Source organism: Stenotrophomonas rhizophila (genome assembly GCF_003651185.1).
GTDB classification, from domain to species: Bacteria; Pseudomonadota; Gammaproteobacteria; order Xanthomonadales; family Xanthomonadaceae; genus Stenotrophomonas; species Stenotrophomonas maltophilia_Z.
This window is the reverse complement of record NZ_RCDC01000009.1, coordinates 63,827-83,970: the sequence shown is the minus strand read 5'-3', so window position 1 is coordinate 83,970 and position 20,144 is coordinate 63,827. Positions and strand designations below refer to the sequence as shown.

Here is a 20,144-nt window from a genome sequence, read left to right as displayed (position 1 = left end):
CGTCACCGCAGCAGCGGTGACGGACCATAGAACCGCTGCAGATGCCCGGCGACCGCCGGCATCTCGCGCGCCAGCAGCGCCGGTGCGGAGAAGTGGTACTCGCTGACCACCGCGAAGAATTCTTCCGGCGCCTCGGACGCATACGGATCGATCAGCGTCTCGCGGCCCTGGTCCACCTCGGCGCAGAACGCATCATAGGCCTGCTGGAAATCCGCCGCCCACTGTTTCTGCCACGCCCGCGGCAACGGCGGCGTGCCGTCGATCGCCCCGTCCAGCGCATCGATCTTGTGCGCCATCTCATGCACCGCCACGCAGAACCCGGCTTCGGGGTCGGCGATGTCGGCCTGGATGTCGGCCCACGACAGAATCAGTGGACCGCTGTCCCACGATTCGCCGATCAACGCATCGTCCCATTCGTGCAGCACGCCGGCCGCATCCACCTGGCTGCGGTGCACGCGGAACGCGTTGGGATACACGATCAGCTGCGACCAGCCACGCAGGCCGATCTCGCCCAGTTCCAGCAACGGCAGGCAGCACAGCGCGGCCAGCAACACGCCATCGGCGTCCTCCAGCTGCAGTTCGGCGGCGGGGCTGATGGTTTTCTCGTGCAGGAAGCGGGCCGCCAGGGCACGCAGGCGTTCGCGGCGGGCAGGATCCAGATGCTGCAGCCAGACGGCGCGGCGGCAGGTGGTGTCCCAAAGGGTAGGGTCGATCTCGCGTGGCGTGCGGCGCAGCCAGCCCAACAGTCGTTCGATCAGCGGAACATACCCGGCAGGAAGCTGTGCCACTTCGGTGCGCGCAGGCGCGGCAGCACGTCGTCATCGCCGCCGCCACCCGTGCTGGTACCGCTGCTGGCGCTGGGTTTGACCGTGGCCGGTGCCGCGGCGGCCGAGGCCGAGGCCGGCGCGCTGCGCTCGTTCTCGCCTGCCGAATAGACACACGCGCCGCGACCCGCCGTGGTGAGCGCATCGGAAGCATGCGCGGCCAGCGGGGCCATCAGGAGGAGCAGGCAATGGGCGAACGGGCGCATCGTCAACATCCAGCGGCGGGTCAAGTTCCCGATTCTAGCCCGATTCGGCCGGGGGATTGGAAGGCCCCCGGGCGGGCGCTGGCGGCGGCTTTCCCGCATACTTTTCCCGTTTACCCGATGGAAGCTGCCGTGGACGACCGCCAACTGCTGGCCAAACTGGGCGCCGGGCGCCTGTCCGGCGACGCGCTGGCGCGCGAACTGGGCCAGACCCGCGCCGCGATTTGGAAGCGGATTCAAGGACTTAGAGCCGCCGGGGTCGATATCGACGGCCGCGCAGGTGACGGTTACCAGTTGCAGCAGCCGCTGGACCTGCTGGACGCCGAGGCCATCCAGGCCGCGCTGCCGGCCGCCGCCGGCGACCTGCTGACCTCCCTGCAGGTGGCGTGGTCGGTCGCGTCAACGAACAGTGAATTGCTGCGCTGCAGCGCGCCGGAGCGCGGGGCGATGGCCCTGCTTGCCGAGCGCCAGACCCGCGGCCGTGGCCGCCGTGGGCGGGCCTGGGCCTCGCCGCTGGCGGCGCATATCTACCTCTCGGTGCTGCGCGGGTTTGCCGGTGGCCTGTCGCGGCTGGGCGGGCTGAGCCTGGTCGCCGGGGTCGCCGTGGCCGAAGCACTGCGTGAGGCCGGCTATGCGGGCGTCGCCCTGAAATGGCCCAATGACCTTGTCGTCGACGGGCATAAGCTCGGCGGCCTGCTGATCGAAGGCGGCGGTGAATTCGCCGGCCCCGCACGCGCGGTGATCGGCCTGGGCGTCAACGTGCGCATGCCCGCTGCGTTCGCGGCGGAGATCACCCAGCCCTGGACCGATCTGGACACGTTGTCCGGCGCACAGACGTCGCGCAATGCGGTGGTCGCGCGCATCCTGGCCAGCCTGCTGCCGGCGCTGGATGCCTTCGAGCAGGACGGCCTGGCACCGTTCCTCGCGCGCTATGCCGCGCTGGACAGCCTGGCCGGGCGCGAGGTGCAGGTGGAAGAAGGCGGCGTGCTGTTTGCCGGCACGGCGCTGGGTCTGGCCGACGATGGGGCGCTGCGCGTGCGCATCGACGGCAGTGAACGGGTTTTCCATGCGGGCGAAGTCAGCGTGAGGGCGCAATGAGCGACTGGTTGTTTGATCTGGGCAATTCGCGCTTCAAGTTCGCGCCGCTGCAGGGCGTGCGCGCGGGCGACGTGCAGGCGTGGCCGCATGGTGCTGAAGCGATGCCGGCCGCGGCACTGGATGCGCTGCCGTCAGGCGACACCGCCTACGTTGCCAGCGTCGCCGCACCCTCGTTGACCGCCGCCATGCTGGATGTATTGCAGGCGCGCTTCCGCCAGGTCCGCGTGGCGCGTACTGAAGGCGAGTACGCCGGTGTGCGGATCGCCTATGCCGACCCCGCCCGCTTCGGCGTGGACCGTTATCTGGCGCTGTTGGCGGTGGCTGCACGTGGCCAGGCGGTGCTGATCGCCGGCGTCGGCACCGCGCTCACCATCGATCTGCTCGACGCCGAGGGCCAGCACCACGGCGGGCGCATCTCGGCCTCGCCGACCACCATGCGCGAAGCGCTGCACGCGCGTGCCGTGCAGTTGCCGGCGGCGGGCGGTGAGTACAGTGAGTTCGCCAACGACACCGCCGATGCGCTGGCCTCCGGCTGCGACGGGGCCGCGGTGGCGCTGATCGAACGCAGCCGCGTGCAGGGCGGCGAACGGCTCGGCGCGTTGCCACATCTGCTGGTGCACGGCGGCGGTGCGCCCGCGTTGCTGCCGCTGCTCGGCGATGCCGAATTCCAGCCGTCGCTGGTGCTGGATGGGCTGGCACGCTGGGCCGTGCATCAACCGCCATCGGCAGGCTAGGATCAGCCGATGCTTACCCGTGCCCTGATCGTCGTCCTGGTCATTCTCAATCTCGGTGTCGCGCTGTGGTGGCTGTTGCGTGGCGAACCGGCCAGCGCACCGCCGGCCTCGCCGGCCGGTGTGGCGCAGCTGGAAGTGCTGCCGAGCACGCAGGCGCCGACGACGTCTGTGGCTCCCCCGGATGCCACGCCAGCCCTGCAGGACGTGACGCCCGCCTCCGCGCCAGTGGCCCAGCCGCCGGTGCCCGTCTCCGTGCCGGCGACCGCCGTGGCTGACACGCCCGCGCCAAGGCCCGCCGCCAGCGTGCCGGCGCCCGCTCCGGTGGCCGATGCACCCGCACCGGCCGTCGCACCCGCACCCGTACCTGTCACCGCGACGCCCGCACCCGCACAGTGCGTGAGCCTGGGGCCGTTCGCCGACCGCGCTGCCGCCCAGGCCGCCCAGTCGCGCGCCGCCGGTGCCCTGCGTGGGGCCAAGCTGCGTGAGGTGGCCGATGCCGGTGCCACCCGTTACCGCGTGCTGCTGCCGCCTGCCGCCAGCCGGGAGGCGGCGCAGGCCATGGTCAAGCGCATCGTCGCAGCGGGCGTGAGCGACTACTACATCATTGCCCAGGGCGAGGACACCAACGCCATCGCGCTGGGCCAGTACCGCAATCGCGAAGGCGCGGATCGCCGCCTGGCGGCCCTGAGTGCGGCTGGTTTCAAGGCGACCATGGTCGCCAGCGGGGGCGATGGCAGCGCGCAGTGGTGGCTGGATGCGACCCTGGCCGAGGGCACCGACCCCGCCGTGGCCCGCCAGCGCAGCGGCGCGGCCCAGCACCGCTCGCTGGAATGCGCACGCTTGCGCTAGAATCCCGGCTCCGCGACGGGTCGTCCCGCTGCGATGCCCATGCCGGCATAGCTCAGTTGGTAGAGCAACCGCCTTGTAAGCGGTAGGTCCCCAGTTCGAATCCGGGTGCCGGCACCATTGATACCAGGTCGGTAACGACTGCTGCAGCGCCGCGAGTCGTATCACGCCGCGCTGGCTATGCTGGTCCTCTTTGCAACGGAGGCAACAGCGATGGCGATGTATTCCCCGGTTTCCCTGATTGGCGTGCCCACCGATATCGGGGCGGGTCACCGTGGCGCGGGTCTGGGACCGGACGCCCTGCGCATCGCCGGGCTGGGTGACGCGCTCACCGCGCGTGGCGTGGAGGTACGCGATCTTGGCAACCTGGCCGGTCCGCGCAATCCGTGGACGGCACCGGTGCAGGGCTACCGCCATCTTGACGAAGTCGTGGCCTGGAACCGCGCGCTGATGGACGCGACCTACGGCGAACTCCAGGCCGGGCGTATGCCGATCATGCTCGGCGGCGACCACTGCCTGGGCATCGGCTCGATCACCGCGGTCGCGCGCTGGTGCCGCGAGCAGGGCAAGGACCTGCGCGTGCTCTGGCTGGATGCGCATTCGGATTTCAACACCAGCGAGGTTACCCCGTCGGGCAACGTGCACGGCATGCCGGTGGCCTGCCTGTGCGGGCTCGGCCCGGACGCGCTGACCCGACTCGGCGGTGACGCACCGGCGATTCGCCCGCAGCAGGTGCACCAGATCGGCATCCGCTCGGTGGACCAGGAAGAGAAGCGCCTGATCAAGCAGCACCAGGTGGATGTCTATGACATGCGCTACATCGACGAAGCCGGCATGAAGCGCACGATGGAGGCTGCGCTGGCCGGCATCGATGCCAACACGCACCTGCACGTCAGCTTCGACGTGGATTTCCTGGACCCCAGCATTGCACCCGGCGTCGGCACCACGGTGCCTGGCGGGGTGAACTACCGCGAAGCGCAGCTGGTGATGGAGATGATCGCCGACACCGGACGCATGGGCTCGCTGGACATCGTCGAGCTGAATCCGCTGCTGGACAACCGCAATGCCACCGCGGAACTGGCGGTGGATCTGGTCGAAAGCCTGTTCGGAAAATCGACGCTGATGCGCGATTGAGAACTTCTGGCTGAACAGCGTTTTCCTGCATTCACATCCGCTGCACGCCTCTCCCGCCAGATTGCACGTCACGCGGCGCCGTGTGTTTCGACCCACGGCGCGGCAGGTCAGGAAGAGGAGTTGCGCTGGCGTGCTCATCTGACAGGCGGGACCGGATTCCGGTATTGAATTTGATCAACCAGGAGAACCCTATGAAGCGTGTTATCGCACTGATGCTGTTGTCGATGTTCTCGGTCGCCATGCTGTCCGGCTGCAACACCGTTGCTGGTGCTGGCAAGGACGTGCAGAAGGCCGGTGAAACGGTCGAAGGCGCTGCCAAGGGCAACTGATCCACGGATCAGGCGTCAACGGAAAAGGCCGGGGATTCCCGGCCTTTTTCATGTCCAGCAATGACTGTGCAACGTGCGCGGTGGTGAATCCATTCAAGCTCGTGAGTGTGCGCTTCATCGCCGCTTGACCGCACGCCAACGCGGGCGGGCGCATTCTGATCCCACGGCGAGATGGCCGTTGCAATCGAGGAAGCGAACCCATGAACAAAGACATCATTTCCGGCAAGTGGACGCAGCTCAAGGGCAAGGCGCAGGCCAAGTGGGGCGACCTGACCGACGACGATTTCAAGGTGGCCGAAGGCAACGCCGAGTACCTCGCAGGCCGCCTGCAGGAACGTTATGGCTGGGCACGCGACCGTGCTGAAACCGAAGTCCGCGACTTCGAAGCGGCCATGCGCAAGGATTATCCGGATTACCACTGAGGGTGATCCGTGACGACGGCGCCGCCGTCGGGGTTGAAACCGGAACGGGCCGCGAGAGCGGCCCGTTTTTGTTGGGGTGCGTTGGCGATCAGCGGCGGCGATGCAGCGGCGGATCGGGCACGTATTGGCCGGGGAAGGCCTGCGGCTCGTCACGCACTGGCGCGTTCACCCGCGCAATGATGCCGCGTGCCACCAGATTGCGTTCGCTGTCGTAGCGCACCTGCACCTGTTGCGCCGGATAAGCGGTATCGCGCTCGAACGCGGTGTTGCGCACCCGCGACTGCTCGCGCTGTCCATGCCCGGTGCCCAGTTGCGGTGCCGGCGCGGTGGTGGAACCGGTCACGCGGGCGCTCTCAATGGTAGACGACCGCGCCTGGGGGCGCGCCTTGGCATCGGCCGGGCCAGCCACGGCGGGGGCGGCTTCCCAGGACACGCGTCCGGCTTCGTGGAAGACCGCCACGCCGATCACGCCGATGTTGGCCGGGCGCCCGGTGCGGCCGGCGTAGCTGCGGTCCGGATCGGTGAACACGAACTGCGCGACTTCGTCGGCGGATTTGCGCCAGCCGTGGATATCGGTGGTCTGCCACGGGTTGAGCACGTAACCGGTCTGGTGGGGCGCGGCCACCTCGCCGCTGATGGCATTCAGACCATCCACCGAGAGCACCACCAGCACGCGCTCGGCGCTGCCGTTGCGCAGGCGCACGCTGTAACGGCGGCCCTGCTGCCCCGCGATCCAGCGCTGGCCGTCCTGGCGGTACTGGGTCAGGGCCTGGCCGCTGTTGCGGTCGATCACCGTCAGGTGGACCGGCCCGGTGTCATGACGCAGCGGGACCGCCGGTTTGAAGCCGCACAGGGCCAACACGGCAAGCATGGGCAGGATCAGGTCTTTCATGGGAAGGCTCCGCAGGGCAGGTGCAGGATCAAACGGACGGCCTCGGCCAACGGGGTCGAGCGCGGGCAGGTAAACTGGGGCGGTTCACTTGTCAGCACTGATTCCCCCATGACGACCCGCGTTCTTACCGGCATCACCCCCTCCGGCACGCCCCACCTGGGCAACTATGTCGGCGCCATCCGCCCGGCGATCACCGCCAGCCAGGCCTCGGATATCGAGAGCTTCTTCTTCCTGGCCGACCTGCACAGCCTGATCAAGGCGCAGGAGCCCGAGCGCACCCAGCGCTCCACGCTGGAGATCGCGGCAAGTTGGCTGGCGTGCGGGCTGGATCCGGACAAGGTGTGGTTCTACCGGCAGAGCGACATCCCGGAAACCACCGAGCTGATGTGGTTCCTGACCGTCATCGCCAGCAAGGGCATCCTCAACCGCGCGCACGCCTACAAGGCCGCCGTGGACAAGAACCGCGAGGAGCAGCTGGATGACGACGCCGGGGTCAGCGCGGGGTTGTTCATGTACCCGGTGCTGATGGCCGCCGACATCCTGATCTTCAAGGCCAACCGGGTGCCGGTCGGCCGCGACCAGATCCAGCACATCGAGATGGCGCGCGATTTCGCGCAGCGCTTCAACCATGTCTACGGCCAGGCGTTCTTCCCGCTGCCGGAGGTGGTGATCGATGAGCAGGTCGCCACGCTGGCGGGCCTGGACGGCCGCAAGATGAGCAAGAGCTACCACAACACCATTCCGCTGTTCGCCCCGCGCGCGGAGCTGAAGAAGCTGGTGTCCTCGATCCTCACCGATTCGCGCGCACCCGGCGAGCCCAAGAGCACCGAAGGCTCGGCGCTGTTCCAGATGTACCAGGCGTTCGCCACCCCGGAGCAGACCGCGGCGTTCGCGCAGGCCTTCGCCGAGGGCATCAGCTGGGGCGATGCCAAACAGCAGCTGTTCGAGCGCATCGACAGCGAGATCACCCCGCTGCGCGAGCGCTATGACGCGCTGATGGCCGAGCCGAAAAAAATCGAGGCGCTGCTGCGTCGTCGTGGCCAGCAGCTGCGCGAGCAGTTCGCCGTGCCGTTGCTCAAGGAGCTGCGTCATGCGGTCGGCCTGCGCGATCTCTCCACCGCCGGTGACGTGCCCAGTGAAGAAAGCGGGGCCGCACGCGCTGCACCGCCGCTGTTCAAGCAGTACCGCGAACAGGATGGCCGTTTCTACTTCAAGCTGCAGGCCAGTGATGGCACGCTGCTGATCCAGAGCGAGGGCTTCGATTCGCCGCGTGACGCCGGCCAGCTGATCGGCGTGCTCAAGCAGACCGAACATGGCGACGGCCTGCAGAGTGAGCTGTTCAAGCTCGAGGCCGAAGTGGACGTGGTGCTGGCCGCCTTGCAGGCGCTGCGCGAGTAACGCCAGCGGCGGGCCGGCAACCGGGCTATGGCATGATGCCCCTGCACGCCGCAGGGGCGTGTTCCTGCACGGGAGACTGCGATGGCCTGGTTGTCGTTGTTGTTGTTCCTGCCCTGGTTCGTGTTGTTGGGCACGCTGTACTGGCTGTTTCCGCGCCAGCCGCGTGGCACCGCGCGCCGCCTGTTCGATGGTGCCGCGCTGGTGCTGGCCTTCGTGCTGAGCATCCTGGCGATGCTGTGGGGCCATCACATCGGCGTGGTCCAGAACGATGCCGGACCGATCTGGCGACAGGTGCTGGCGGTGCTCTATGCCTACGGTGCGTTCCTGGCGGTGATGGTGGCCGCGGTGCTGCTGCGTGGGCCACTGCTGAGCGCGACTGCGACCAAAGCCGCATCGAAGCCGCTGCACTGATGGACGTAAGATGGAGGCGTTTCGTGCCAGGGATGTGTTGATGCACTCCGAGCCCAGCATTCATACGATCGACACCGCGTTCCAGCGCGATGATTTCGACGCCGCCTACCTGATCGTCGAGAATGGCCGGGCGGCCTTCATCGATTGCGGTACCGGCCTGGCCGTGCCGGCGATGCTCGCCGCGTTGGCGCGCGCCGGCTGCACGCCCGAGCAGGTCGAGTGGCTGATCCTCACCCACGTGCACCTGGATCATGCCGGCGGCGCAGGCCTGCTGATGCAGCAGCTGCCCAACGCCACACTGGTGGTGCATCCGCGCGGTGCGCCGCACATGATCGACCCGGCCCGCCTGATCGCCGGTGCCACCGAGGTCTATGGCGAAGCGGAGATCGCGCGCAGCTATGGGCCGATCCTGGCGGTGGCTGCCGACCGGGTGGTGATTGCCGAGGATGGCCACACCGTGGATCTGGCCGGCCGCCCGCTGCTGTGCGTGGATACGCCCGGGCACGCGCGTCATCACCTGTGCGTGTGGGATGTGCGCAGCCGCAGCTGGTTCACCGGCGATACCTTCGGGCTGTCCTACCGCGAGCTGGACAGCGTGCAGGGAGCCTTCATCGTGCCGACATCATCGCCGGTGCAGTTCGATCCCGAGCCGCTGAAGCAGTCGATCGCGAAGATGCTGGCCTACGACCCACAGGCCATGTACCTGACCCACTACGGGCGCGTGGCGCCGCCCCGGAAACTGGCGGCGGATCTTGTCGAGCAGATCGATGCGATGGTCGAGATCGGTCGCCAATGCGATGGTCGGCCGGATCGGCATCGCTGCCTGGTCGCGGCGCTGACCGCGCTGTACCTGGAACGCGCGCAGGCGCATGGCTGCCCGCTCGATGATGAGGCGGTGACCCGGGTGCTGGCGATGGACATCGAACTCAACGCGCAGGGCCTGGCCTGCTGGCTGGATCGCGATCGGCGCTAGTGCACGGTCACGGAGGTGTCACGTTACACTCCGGTGTCCTGTTTTCCGTCCTGGTGTCTGCCGTGAATCCGATGCGCATGCTGCTGCTGTCGTCCTGCCTGTTCGTGGGCGGCCTGGCCCACGCCGCCAATGACCTGCCTGGTGGCGGTATCGATCCACAGGCCCTGTCGCGGCATGTCCGCATCCTGGCCTCGGACGCGTTCGAAGGCCGCGCGCCGGCCACGCCGGGGGAAGAGCGCACGGTCCAGTACCTGATCGAGGAATTCAAGACGTACGGCCTGCAGCCCGGCGGCGTCGATGGCAGCTGGGTGCAGCCGGTGCCGATGGTGCGTGCGCAGGTCGATGGCCCGGTGCGCGCGCAGCTGCGCCAGAAGGGCAAGCAGCGCGCCCTGGCCAATGGCGAGGACGTGACCCTGCAGAGCCTGCGTCCGCAGGATGCGGTGGCGATCAAGAACGCCCCGCTGGTGTTCGTGGGCTACGGCATCGATGCACCCGAACGCCACTGGAACGATTACAAGGACGTCGATCTGCACGGCAAGATCGCCGTGGTGCTGATCAATGACGCCGATTTCGAGGCCGACCAGCCGGGCGCGTTCGATGGCAAGGCCGTGACCTACTACGGCCGCTGGACGTACAAATTCGAAGAAGCCGCCCGCCGCGGTGCGCAGGGCGTGCTGATCGTGCACGAGACCGCGCCGGCCGCGTATGGCTGGGCCACGGTGAAGAGCTCGGGCACCTCGCCGCTGTTCGATATCGAACGCACCCGCGAGCAGGCGCTGGCCCAGCACGTGCCGGTGCGCGGCTGGATGCAGCGCAGCCTGGCCGAGCAGTTGTTCCGCGACGCGGGCCTGGATTTCGAGGCCGAGAAGCGCCGCGCGATGACCCCGGCCTTCAAGCCGGTTGCGCTGGGCGATGCGCAGCTCTCGGTGGACTTCAAGCTCAAGCGCGAGCAGGTGATCACCCGCAACGTGGTGGCCAAGCTGCCGGGCGGCGCGCACGCTGATGAAGCGGTGATCTTCTCCGCGCATTGGGATGCCTTCGGTATCGGCCAGCCCGATGCCAAGGGTGACCGCATCCGTCGCGGTGCGATCGACAACGCCACCGGCGTGGCCACCGTGCTGGAGCTGGGCCGTGTCTTCGCCGCCGGCCCGCAGCCGCAGCGCACGCTGTACTTCGTGGCGCTGACCGCCGAAGAGAAAGGCCTGCTCGGCGCCAGCTACTACGCCGCGCACCCGCTGGCCCCGCTGGACAAGACCGCCGCCGTGTTGAACATCGAGATGTTCAGCCCGGATGGCCCGACCCGCGATATCGCCTCGTGGGGCAAGGGCCGGGTGTCGCTGGAAGGCGACCTGGAGCGCGTGGCCAAGGCCCGTGGCCGCACCTATTCGCCGGATCCGAACCTGGAAGCGGGCTTCTTCTACCGCGCCGACCATTTCGCCTTCGCCCGCCTCGGCGTGCCGGCGATCACCATCGGGCCCGGGCTGGACATGCGCGAGGGTGGCGTGGAGAAGGGCCGTGAACTGCGCGATGCCTACTTCGCCGCCTGCTACCACCAGGCCTGCGATGCGTGGACCCCGAGCTGGGATCCGAGCGGCCACGCCGCCGATACCCTGCTGGTCTACGACCTGGGCGCGGAACTGGCCAACAGCCGTCGCTGGCCGCAGTGGGAAGAAGGTTCTGAATTCCGCGCCGTGCGCGAGAAGAGCGAATCGGCGCGCCGTTGAGGCGTGCCGTCGGCGGCGCTCAGCGCCGCCGCAACAGGCGCCAGGCGCCCCAGCCGCTGGCCGCGAGCGCGGCCAGATAACAGGCGATCACCCAGCCGAACCGCGTCGGCTGGGTGTCGGCACTGGCGACATGCCGGCCGAAACGCAGCTGCAGCGCGCTGTGACCGCTGCCGAGGTCGGCCGCCAGTTGAAGTGCCAGGGCGACCATCACCGCCAGCAGCGCCAGGCCGAAACCGATCCGCGGCCAGCGGGCCTGCGCCGATGGCCGACCCAGCACCCACGCCACGGTCGTGCTGGCGGCGAGCAGGGCTGCCGCCCATAGCAATGCAGCGCCCGCAGGGGCGCTGATTGCATGAGCCGCGGTGCCGGCCTGGGCGAACCCCGGGACCAGCATCGCGAGCATCCCCCCACCCCGCGCGATCGCGGGGTGGGCCGTGCGGCGGTTACTTGCGCGTGCCATCAAGCCAGTTCGGGCCCTTGTTGGTCAGGAAGAACATATAGACCACCAGCGACACGGCGATGATCGCCGTGACGTACACCGCGAACATGCCGACCTGGCCGGTCTTCAGCGCGCCCTGGTACAGCAGCGGCGCGGTACCACCGAACAGCGAGTTGGCCATCGCATACCCAAAGCCCACGCCCAGTGCGCGCACATGGGTCGGGAACAGTTCGGCTTTGACCACCGCGTTGATCGAGGTGTAGCCGGTCAGGATCACGAAGCCGATGCCCAGCACCAGGAAGGCCATGAACGGATCGTGCTGGTTCGGCAGTTCAGTGATCAGGTACCAGCTGTACAGCACGCCGCCGATGCCGAAGAACACCAGCAGGCTCTTGCGCCCGACCATGTCCGACAGCCAGCCGCCGATCGGCTGCAGCACCATCAGGAAGGTCAGCACGCCGAGGTTGATCATCGTCCCGGTCATGACGTCATCGCCCGCGAACGCGCTCTGGATCATTTTCGGCCCGTTGACCGAATAGGTATAGAACGCGACGGTGCCGCCGGCGGTGATCAGGAAGCACAGCAGCAGCGGGCGCCACTGGTTGACGAACAGCTCACGCATCGAGCCGGAGGCCTTGGCGCGGCCATCGCGTGCGGCCTCGATGGAATCGGATTGCAGCGATTCGTCCATGCTGCGGCGCAGCCAGAACACCACGATCGCCGCGATACCGCCGATGCCGAACGCCACGCGCCAGCCCCAGGCGGAGATCTCGGGCTTGTCCCAGAAGGTCAGCATGCCCAGCAGGGTCAGCTGCGCCAGCACGTGGCCACCGACCAGCGTGACGTAGTGGAACGAGGACAGGAAACCGCGGCGGCCGGGAAGCGCGGCCTCGGACATGTACGTCGCACTGGTGCCGTATTCGCCACCGGTGGCGAAGCCCTGCAGCAGGCGCGCGAACAGCAGGATGACCGCTGCCCAGATGCCGATCTGCGAGGCGGTCGGGGTGATCGCGATCAGGAACGAACAGGCGGCCATCATCGTGACCGACACCGTCAGCGCCAGCCGGCGGCCGTAGCGGTCGGCGAAGCGGCCGAAGTACCACGCGCCGATCGGGCGCATCAGGAAGGTGGCGGCGAAGATCGCCCACACGTACATCGTGGAGTTCTTGTCGGCGGCCGAGAAGAACTGGGATTCGAAGTAGACCGCGAAGACCGAGTAGACGTAGACGTCATACCACTCGACCAGGTTGCCGGCCGAGCCTTTGAGGGTATTGGAGATGGAACGCCGCAGGGCGGCCCGGTCAGAAGGTGCCGCGGTGGCGGGGACGGATGTACTCATACAGGGTAGGGGGTCCTGGCGGGGAAGCGTTGATTGCTCTTGTTACCTTACCGCACGTCAAAAACGGGTGCGTGTCAGGCATCACGATGCGGCCCGGTGAAATCAGCGTGTCAGCACAATGGGTGCCGCGCCATCGGCAACGGCCTAGAATTCGTGTTCCCCCGCACCGTGGTGGCCCATGGCCGTCCTACCCGAATCCCCGTCGGCCGCTCCCCGCAGCGGCCTGGTCGTCCTGGCGCTGCTGCTGGTGTACGTGGTCTGGGGGTCCACCTATCTCGGGATCCGGCTGGCGCTGGAGGGCGGCGCGCTGCCGCTGACGATGGTTTCCGGGGGCCGGTTCATCATCGCCGGTTCGCTGATGTACCTCGTGCTGCGGTGGCGTGGCTCGCCTGCCCCGACCAAGCGCCAGTGGCGCAACCTGGCGATCATGGGCCTGACCATGCTGGTGCTGGGCAATGGCATGGTGGTACTGGCCGAGCGCACGGTGTCCTCGGGCCTGGCCGCGACCGCGGTGGCCTCGGTGCCGCTGTGGATGGCCCTGTTCGGCGCGATGCGCGGGCAGAACGCCAGCCGTGGCGAGTGGCTGGGCATCGCGATCGGCTTCCTCGGCGTCGTCTGGCTCAACGCCGGCAGCAGCCTGACCGCTACGCCGCAGGGCCTGATCCTGCTGCTGATCGCCCCGATCGGCTGGGCCTTCGGCTCGATCTGGGCGCGCGGCCTGGATCTGCCCAGCCCGTTCATGACCGCCGCCGGGCAGATGCTCTGCGGTGGCGCGATGCTGATCGTGCTCGGCCTGCTCAGTGGCGAACGTCCGACTACCTTGCCCAGCATGAATGGGCTGCTGGCGGTGGCCTACCTGTGCATGTTCGGTTCGATCGTCGCCTTCACCGCCTACGTGTGGCTGCTGCACAACGTGCGCCCGGCGCTGGTGGCCAGCTACGCCTACGTCAATCCGGTGATCGCGGTGATCCTGGGCGTGATCATCGGCAACGAGCATTTTGGCGGCCGCGACTTCCTCGCGATGGCGGTGATCCTGGCCGGCGTGGTGGTGCTGACCCTGGCCCGGACGCGCGCGAAGTGAGCCTGCCCGCCCACCACAGCCTGCAGGAACAACGCCGCGGGCTCGCGATCACTGCCTTCACCTTCACCCTGTGGGGCCTGGTGCCGGTCTACTGGCACCTGCTCAAGGCCGTGCCGTCGCAGCAGATCATCGCGCACCGCATCATCTGGAGCACGGTGCTGGTGGTGGCCTGGCTGCTGCTGAGCAACGGATTGGGCTGGTGGAAGGCCATTGCCGCGCAGCCGCGCGCGCTGCCGACACTGGCACTGAGCAGCGTGGCGATCGCGTTCAACTGGGGCCTGTACATCTGGGCGATCAACGCCGGGCACGTGATCGAGACCAGCCTGGGGTACTTCATCAACCCGCTGGTCAGCGTGGTGCTCGGCGTGGTGGTGCTGAAAGAGCGCCTGCGCCGCCTGCAGTGGCTCGCCGTGGGCTGCGCGGCCCTCGGGGTGGCATGGCTGACCCTCGATGCGGGAACGCCGCCCTGGATCGCGCTGGGGCTGGCCTGTTCGTTCGGCCTGTACGGACTGCTGCGCAAGATGATTTCGGTGGACCCGGTGGCCGGGCTCGGCGTGGAGAGTCTGTATCTGTTCCTGCCGGCGATCGGGTTCGCGCTATGGAGCGAGAATGGGCACGGGGGCGCTTTCTTCAGCGGCTGGGGCTGGCGCAACGATGCGCTGTTGATCTTCGGTGGTGCGGTGACGGCGTTGCCGTTGATCGGGTTTGCGTATGGGGTGAAGCGGATTCCGTTGTCGCTGGTTGGGATTCTGCAGTACATCGCGCCGAGTATCGGGTTGTTGTTGGGCGTGTTCTTTTTCCGCGAGCCGTTCGATACGGCCAAGGCGGTGGGTTTCGCGGCGATCTGGACCGGGCTGCTGCTGTTCATCGGCGACGGTGTGTGGCGGTCGCGGGTGGGTGGTGCGTTGAGGCGCTGAAGGCTAAGAAGCTTGAGAGCTTGAGAGCTTGAGAGCGGGAGCCTTGGTTTGCCGGGCTGCTTGGCCAGGCGGGGTGTGGGTGGGTGCGCGGGACCCGCCGTGAACCCATCCATGGGGGCTCATATGCCGCCATCCATGGCGGCATATGGTCCCGCACACCCACCCACACCCCGCCTCCGACAGTGGGCTGGTGGCCAAGGTCAAAGCGACGGGCGGCTCGGCACTTCGGCGCCATTGCTGCTGCGCCAAGCGTATTGATCCGGTGGAAGCAACGACGGTCGAAGCGTGGACATGACAGAGCGCAGCCACGACAGAGCGTAGCCACGCACGTCGAGCGAACTGGCGCGGAGTCTGTGAGGCAGAGCAAAGCAACGCTGAGCCGATCAAGCTGGGCGGATCAACGCCGATCAGATCAAAGCCGAGCAGATCAAAGCTGAGCAGGTCAAAAGCCGAGCAGATCAAGAGCCGACGCCGCGGTGCCGCTTTTCCGTTGCGCACCAGCCCATTGTCAAAGGGTGGGCACGGGTGGGTTGGCGGGACCATATGCCGCCATGGATGGCGGCATATGAGCTTACATGGACGTACTTGCAGCGGGTCCCGACAACCCACCCGTGCCCGCCCAAGCCAGGGCGAGTCCAGCACTGAAGGCTCTTGCTCTGAAGGCCGTCGCTCTAAGGGCCGTCACTCTAAGAGCCATTGCTCCAATAACGAAGATCAAAAAAAAGACGGCGCCCGAAGGCGCCGTCTTACTTCCACTCAGCGGCTTGGAGAGAGTAAGCCGCAGATCAGAAAAGGTTGATCAGGCGAACCCGATCAGAAACGCTGCTGATACTTCATGTACATGTAGCGGCCGATATCGAACCCACCGTAGTACGTGAAGCTGCTGTTCGGCTGGCTGTACATGATCGGGCCCTGATGGTCGAACACATTGTTCACGCCCATCGAGACCGTGCCATTCCACGGCAGCACATAACGCACCTGGATATCGTGGAACGTGTTCGAACCCACCTTGTTGATGCCCTGGCGGCCCGTGTACGCCGAACTGAAGCCCGGATTGCTGCACTCCGTCGTGTACGCACAGTTCTCCTTCATGCTGGAGTAGTAACGCGCCGTCCAGCCCAGACCGAAGTTGCCGAACTGATAGTCCAGGTTGAGGTTCGAACGCACGCGGAAGTTGCCTTCCCAGCCCGTGTACTGACGCACCGGCGTGGTGTCGACGTTGTCGTTCTTGCGCTCCAGGTAATCCACGTACGTGGTGTTCCAGGAGACCGCGAACTTGCCGATCGCCAGCTCCGGCAGACGGTAACGGACCGACAGGTCATAGCCGGCCGTTTCCTGATAGCCCGCGTTCAACAGCGTGCGGTCCAGACCGTTGACCTGGCCGATGGTGCGGCCCGACTTGGCACGGGTGAAGCGGTCGCATGCGGCATCCACACCCAGCACGTAGCACTGGTTGAGCATGTCCGTGGCCGACTCACCGACGATCACGTCATTGATGCGGATCTTCCACCAGTCCAGGCTCAGGTCCAGGCCCGAGACGAACTCCGGGCTGTAGACCACGCCCACGGTCCAGGTCTTGGCGGTTTCCGGCTTCAGTGCGGCGTTGGAGCCCGAGCTGAAGTCCGTGCCACCCTGCTGGCCCGGTACCGTCGCGGCGGTGCCGTCAGCGGCGAGCTGGCGGAAGTTGGCCGGGACACCGTTGGCCAGGCAGCGCGCCAGGACCTGCGGATTGTTGGCGGCCGCGCCGAAGCTGGTGTCGCACGGATCGGTGTACGAATCGCGCGTGCTGGTGGTGCCGCCGTACAGATCTTCCACGGTCGGTGCACGGAAGCCGGTGCCGTAGGTGGCGCGCACCAGCAGGCTGTCGATCGGCTTCCACTTCAGGCCGAACTTGGTGTTCGTGGTCGAGCCGAAGTTGTTGTAGTCCGAATAGCGACCGGCCATGTCCAGCGACAGTTCACGCGCGAAGGCCATGTCGGCCAGCAGCGGGACCTGCAGTTCCAGGTAGACCTCGTTGAGCGAGTAATCGCCTTGGGTCGGCTGGCCGGTGGTGCCGGCGATCAGGCCCTTCTGGACCATCAGGTCCGGCGAGTAGCTGGCTTCTTCACTGCGGTGCTCCACACCCAGTGCACCCAGGATGTCACCGGCTGGCAGGCTGAACAGCGAGCCGGAGATGTTCGCGCTGGCCACCTTGGTGGTGCTCTGCATCGTGTCGGTGAAGCGGGTGAACAGGAAGTCCTGCACGTCCTGGTTGCTCAGCGAGCCCGGGCCGTTATAGCCCATCGGGGCCAGCGGGTTCCACGGGGTGCAGCCGGCGATCACGTTGCCGACGCTGCCGCAATGGGCGACGTTGTTGGCATCCAGGAACGACGGGCCGACCGACTGGTTCACGTTCGGCTGGTACATGCTGCCCGTGCCGATGCGCTCGCCTTCATTGCGGTTGTACATGTAGCTGACGTTCCAGTCCCAGTACCGCGCACCGGTCTCGAAGCTGCCTTCCAGGCCCAGGCTGGCGCGCTTGGTGGTCAGGTTGTTCTCGGTACCGCGCGGCAGCTCTTCGGTGCGGTGCGCAAAGGCAACGTCGCGGCCGAACGGGTTGAACGCGCTGTCCTTGGAGAGCAGCGCACGCGAACCGGTGCTCTGGTACGGGTAGCCGGCCAGCTGCTTGCTGGACTCGCGCTCGCTGTACAGCGCATCGGCGACCAGGCGCAGGTCATCGGTGATCGAGAAGCCACCGTTGGCGAACACCGACTTGCGCTGCAGCCCGGTGACCAGGCTCATGTTGGTCTTGGTGTTGGCGTCGTTGGCCTTGTCCGCCGGCTTGAAATTGCCCAGCTGGGTCGGATCGCCGCCCGGGCCCACGCTGAGGTTCTTGCCATCCACGGTCGCGTAGCCCCACGGCGTGACGCCGCTCAGGCCGTCGCCGGTGTGGCGCGGGCCGTTCGGGTACGCGGTGAACTCACGTGCGCCGCCCAGGACCGGATCTTCGTCGGTGTACTCGCCGCCCACCGTGACCCAGCCACGCTCGAAGGTCTTGCCGAAGGTCGCGCTGTAGGCGGTCTTCTGGCCGTCGCCTTCGCTGTACTGGCCGACGTAGGCGCTGACTTCGGCACCGTCGAAGTTCTTGCGGGTGATGATGTTGACCACGCCGGCGATGGCGTCCGAGCCGTACAGGGCCGAGGCACCGTCGGTCAGCACTTCCACGCGCTCCACGATCGAGGACGGGATCGAGGCCAGATCGGAGTAACCGCCGGCGCTGACGCCCATGCGGCGGCCGTCGATCAGCACCAGGCTGCGTTCCGGGCCCAGGTTGCGCAGGCTCACGTACATGCCGCCGAAGTCGCGACCCGATTCAAGCGAGGAGGCACGGCTCATGCTCGGCGAGCCGGCGGCGGTGACGTCCTGCAGGATGTCGGCGACGTTGACGTAGCCCTTCTTCTCGATCTCGGCGCGGTTCAGCGCGACGACCGGCTGGGCCGATTCGACACTGGCCTGGCGGATGCGCGAGCCGGTGATCTCGATGCGATCCAGGTTGGTGGTGCCGTCATCGGCACTCTGTGCGAAGGCGGGGGCACTGCAGCTGGCGACAAGCGCGATGGCGATCGCGTTGCGCAGCGGATTGGTCTTCAAATACATCCGTGCGTTTCTCTTTCTCTGTAAAAACATTCGCCCGTTGGGGCGGCGTGGGGAACAACACACCACGACGTGGGGGGCGGGAGTCTAATGACTTTTCAAATTTTTTACTTTCATTTGAAAGCGTAAAAAGCGCTGTAAATGAACAGTGGCTGACAAAACCACGCATTCAGACGAAACCTTTTTCACATCGTCGTGAGGTGCACACCAAACAGCACCCTCGCGTGGGGCCGAGGCAGCAATAGCGGCGGGGTGCGAAGCAACTTGAGTGGATGCGACCTGCCGTCGCAGCCTGCGTACAGCTGCGCGCTCCACAGCTAAACGTGCAGTGAACACGCAGGCACAAAAAAAGAACCGCACTCTTGCAAGTGCGGTTCCGAAGTTGCTATTTCGCGTGCGCGATCACGCGCAGGCGCGTTGTTCAAACGTATCGCTCAGGTCTCACGCAACGCCGTGGTGATCGGCAGCCGCGCTGCGCGCAGGGCCGGGAACAGGCCGCCGACCAGGCCGATGCCGAGCGCCCACTTCAAGCCTGTCCACAGCAGCTGCGGCGAGACCTGGAACTGGAACACCACCTGGCTGAAGTTGTTGCCCAGCGTGGAGACGGTGTAGTTGTTGAACACCAGCCACGCCACAAGCCCACCGAGCAGGCCGCCGAGCAGGGCCAGCAGCATCGTCTCCAGCATCACTGCGGTCACCACCGGCACGCCGCGGAAACCGATCGCCCGCATCGTTGCGATCTCACGCGCCCGTGTCGCCACGGCCGCATACATGGTGTTGAGTGCACCGAACACCGCGCCGATCGCCATGATCGCGCCGATCACCGTGCCCAGGATGCTGATCAGCTTGCTCAGGCCGCCGGACTGCTTGCGGTAGTAGTCGCGGGTGGTCTCCACATCCAGCTTCAGGCGCGGGTCGGCCTCCATGGCGTCCTTGAACTGCTTGAAGCCCGCCGCCCCTTCGGTGCGCACGTTGACCGACTGATACGCACTGCGGTTGTACGTGGTGGACAACGTCTGCGTGTCCGACCACAGCTCCGACTCATGCACGTCATTGGAGGCGAACACACCCACCACCGTCCATTCCTGCTTGCCCAGCTGCAGGGTCTTGCCAATCTCCAGGCCCTCGAACTGCGCCTGCGCGCCCTTGCCGACCACGATCTCGCGCAGGCCCGGCTTGAACCTGCGTCCCGCGATGATGCGCACGTTGTCGCGCACGGCCCATGCCTGCTCGCCGACGCCGCGGAACTGCACGTTGGTATCGCTGTGGTCGCTGCGCGAGAGCAGGCTGATCACCTGCGACAGCTCGGCGGAGATCAGCGGTTTGCCGTCGCTGCCGCGGGCCACACCGGGCAGGTTCTCGATCAGCGGGACCTGGTCGCGCATGATCACCGAGTTGGTTTCCGCCTGCGAGCCGCCGCGCAGCACGATCGCCACGTCATCGCTGCCGCTGCGCTCCAGGGTGGCCTTGAAGCCATCGCCCATGGCCAGCATCGCCACCAGCACCCCGACCACGCCGGCGATGCCGACCACGATCACCGAGGAGGCACCCCAGCGCTGCGGCAGGCTGGCAATGCCGATCCGTGCAGCCGCCAGCGACAAGCGGCCACTGCGGGTAAGCACCAGCCATGCGGCCAGCAGCACGGCGATCGCCAGCACCATCCACCACGGCAGCACGATCCACACCACCAGGGCGACCAGCAGCGCCACTACGGTCAATACGTTCCACATCCAGTGCGTTTTCATGG

The 20,144-nt window shown here is 67.0% G+C and carries 19 protein-coding genes and 1 tRNA gene; 13 read left to right on the top strand and 7 right to left on the bottom strand.

Features of this window, described 5'->3' with window-relative positions:
* Positions 1 to 2 precede the first annotated feature (2 nt).
* Both BCL79_RS19120 and BCL79_RS19115 read right to left on the bottom strand, forming a co-directional pair.
* The gene (locus BCL79_RS19120) at positions 3 to 788 is read right to left on the bottom strand and encodes a zinc-dependent peptidase (protein WP_121044237.1); all 786 of its coding nucleotides are present in this window, start codon (positions 786 to 788) and stop codon (positions 3 to 5) included.
* Positions 755 to 1,030 carry a hypothetical protein gene (locus BCL79_RS19115; RefSeq protein ID WP_121044234.1) on the bottom strand — a complete coding sequence of 92 codons (276 nt, stop codon included), beginning with the start codon at positions 1,028 to 1,030 and terminating at the stop codon, positions 755 to 757. The genes BCL79_RS19120 and BCL79_RS19115 overlap by 34 nt, the downstream gene beginning before the upstream one ends.
* A 129-nt stretch (positions 1,031 to 1,159) precedes the next feature.
* On the opposite strand from BCL79_RS19115, the gene birA reads away from it, so the two are divergent.
* The 7 genes from birA (at position 1,160) to BCL79_RS19080 (ending at position 5,590) form a co-directional block, all read left to right on the top strand.
* A complete protein-coding gene (birA, locus tag BCL79_RS19110; protein ID WP_121044520.1) occupies positions 1,160 to 2,125 on the top strand; it encodes a bifunctional biotin--[acetyl-CoA-carboxylase] ligase/biotin operon repressor BirA in 966 nt (321 codons plus the stop codon).
* Positions 2,122 to 2,859: a type III pantothenate kinase gene (locus BCL79_RS19105; RefSeq protein WP_121044231.1), complete on the top strand. Its 738-nt coding sequence runs from the start codon at positions 2,122 to 2,124 to the stop codon at positions 2,857 to 2,859. Before birA ends, BCL79_RS19105 begins: the two co-directional genes overlap by 4 nt.
* Positions 2,860 to 2,868: 9 nt before the next feature.
* Entirely contained in the window at positions 2,869 to 3,708 is an 840-nt protein-coding gene (locus BCL79_RS19100; protein WP_121044228.1) for an SPOR domain-containing protein, read from the top strand.
* Between the two features lie 41 nt (positions 3,709 to 3,749).
* A tRNA-Thr gene (locus tag BCL79_RS19095) sits at positions 3,750 to 3,825 on the top strand.
* Between the two features lie 93 nt (positions 3,826 to 3,918).
* Positions 3,919 to 4,839 carry an arginase gene (gene rocF, locus BCL79_RS19090; protein WP_121044225.1) on the top strand — a complete coding sequence of 307 codons (921 nt, stop codon included), beginning with the start codon at positions 3,919 to 3,921 and terminating at the stop codon, positions 4,837 to 4,839.
* A 191-nt stretch (positions 4,840 to 5,030) separates the two neighbouring features.
* The gene (locus BCL79_RS19085; protein ID WP_019185522.1) at positions 5,031 to 5,168 is read left to right on the top strand and encodes an entericidin A/B family lipoprotein; all 138 of its coding nucleotides are present in this window, start codon (positions 5,031 to 5,033) and stop codon (positions 5,166 to 5,168) included.
* Positions 5,169 to 5,368: 200 nt separating this feature from the next.
* Entirely contained in the window at positions 5,369 to 5,590 is a 222-nt protein-coding gene (locus BCL79_RS19080; RefSeq protein WP_019185523.1) for a CsbD family protein, read from the top strand.
* A gap of 88 nt (positions 5,591 to 5,678) precedes the next feature.
* Here the strand turns inward: BCL79_RS19080 and BCL79_RS19075 are convergent, their stop codons facing one another.
* On the bottom strand, positions 5,679 to 6,482 hold the full coding sequence (locus BCL79_RS19075) for a hypothetical protein (RefSeq protein WP_121044223.1): 804 nt from the start codon (positions 6,480 to 6,482) through the stop codon (positions 5,679 to 5,681).
* A gap of 108 nt (positions 6,483 to 6,590) precedes the next feature.
* Here BCL79_RS19075 and BCL79_RS19070 point away from each other — a divergent pair, with 108 nt between their 5' ends.
* The 4 genes from BCL79_RS19070 to BCL79_RS19055 all read left to right on the top strand — a co-directional run bounded on the left by BCL79_RS19070 (position 6,591) and on the right by BCL79_RS19055 (position 10,988).
* Positions 6,591 to 7,880: a tryptophan--tRNA ligase gene (locus tag BCL79_RS19070; protein ID WP_121044220.1), complete on the top strand. Its 1,290-nt coding sequence runs from the start codon at positions 6,591 to 6,593 to the stop codon at positions 7,878 to 7,880.
* An 81-nt stretch (positions 7,881 to 7,961) separates the two neighbouring features.
* Positions 7,962 to 8,291: a hypothetical protein gene (locus BCL79_RS19065; RefSeq protein WP_121044217.1), complete on the top strand. Its 330-nt coding sequence runs from the start codon at positions 7,962 to 7,964 to the stop codon at positions 8,289 to 8,291.
* A 40-nt stretch (positions 8,292 to 8,331) separates the two neighbouring features.
* Entirely contained in the window at positions 8,332 to 9,264 is a 933-nt protein-coding gene (locus BCL79_RS19060; protein ID WP_121044214.1) for an MBL fold metallo-hydrolase, read from the top strand.
* Positions 9,265 to 9,335: 71 nt separating this feature from the next.
* Positions 9,336 to 10,988, top strand: a complete 1,653-nt coding sequence (locus BCL79_RS19055; RefSeq protein ID WP_121044211.1) for a M28 family metallopeptidase — start codon at positions 9,336 to 9,338, stop codon at positions 10,986 to 10,988.
* Positions 10,989 to 11,007: 19 nt separating this feature from the next.
* On the opposite strand, the gene BCL79_RS19050 is transcribed toward BCL79_RS19055, so the two are convergent.
* The gene (locus tag BCL79_RS19050) at positions 11,008 to 11,391 is read right to left on the bottom strand and encodes a hypothetical protein (RefSeq protein ID WP_259462219.1); all 384 of its coding nucleotides are present in this window, start codon (positions 11,389 to 11,391) and stop codon (positions 11,008 to 11,010) included.
* Between the two features lie 40 nt (positions 11,392 to 11,431).
* Positions 11,432 to 12,766, bottom strand: a complete 1,335-nt coding sequence (locus BCL79_RS19045; RefSeq protein WP_121044208.1) for an MFS transporter — start codon at positions 12,764 to 12,766, stop codon at positions 11,432 to 11,434.
* 178 nt (positions 12,767 to 12,944) lie between these two features.
* On the opposite strand from BCL79_RS19045, the gene yedA reads away from it, so the two are divergent.
* Together yedA and rarD are read left to right on the top strand one after the other, a co-directional pair.
* The gene (yedA, locus tag BCL79_RS19040) at positions 12,945 to 13,847 is read left to right on the top strand and encodes a drug/metabolite exporter YedA (protein WP_121044205.1); all 903 of its coding nucleotides are present in this window, start codon (positions 12,945 to 12,947) and stop codon (positions 13,845 to 13,847) included.
* Complete coding sequence (gene rarD / locus BCL79_RS19035; RefSeq protein ID WP_121044202.1) at positions 13,844 to 14,764, top strand: EamA family transporter RarD; 921 nt, start codon at positions 13,844 to 13,846, stop codon at positions 14,762 to 14,764. Before yedA ends, rarD begins: the two co-directional genes overlap by 4 nt.
* A gap of 813 nt (positions 14,765 to 15,577) precedes the next feature.
* Here rarD and BCL79_RS19030 read toward each other — a convergent pair.
* A complete protein-coding gene (locus BCL79_RS19030) occupies positions 15,578 to 18,400 on the bottom strand; it encodes a TonB-dependent receptor plug domain-containing protein (protein WP_121044198.1) in 2,823 nt (940 codons plus the stop codon).
* Positions 18,401 to 18,831: 431 nt separating this feature from the next.
* Complete coding sequence (locus BCL79_RS19025) at positions 18,832 to 20,142, bottom strand: ABC transporter permease (protein ID WP_121044514.1); 1,311 nt, start codon at positions 20,140 to 20,142, stop codon at positions 18,832 to 18,834.
* Positions 20,143 to 20,144 lie beyond the last annotated feature (2 nt).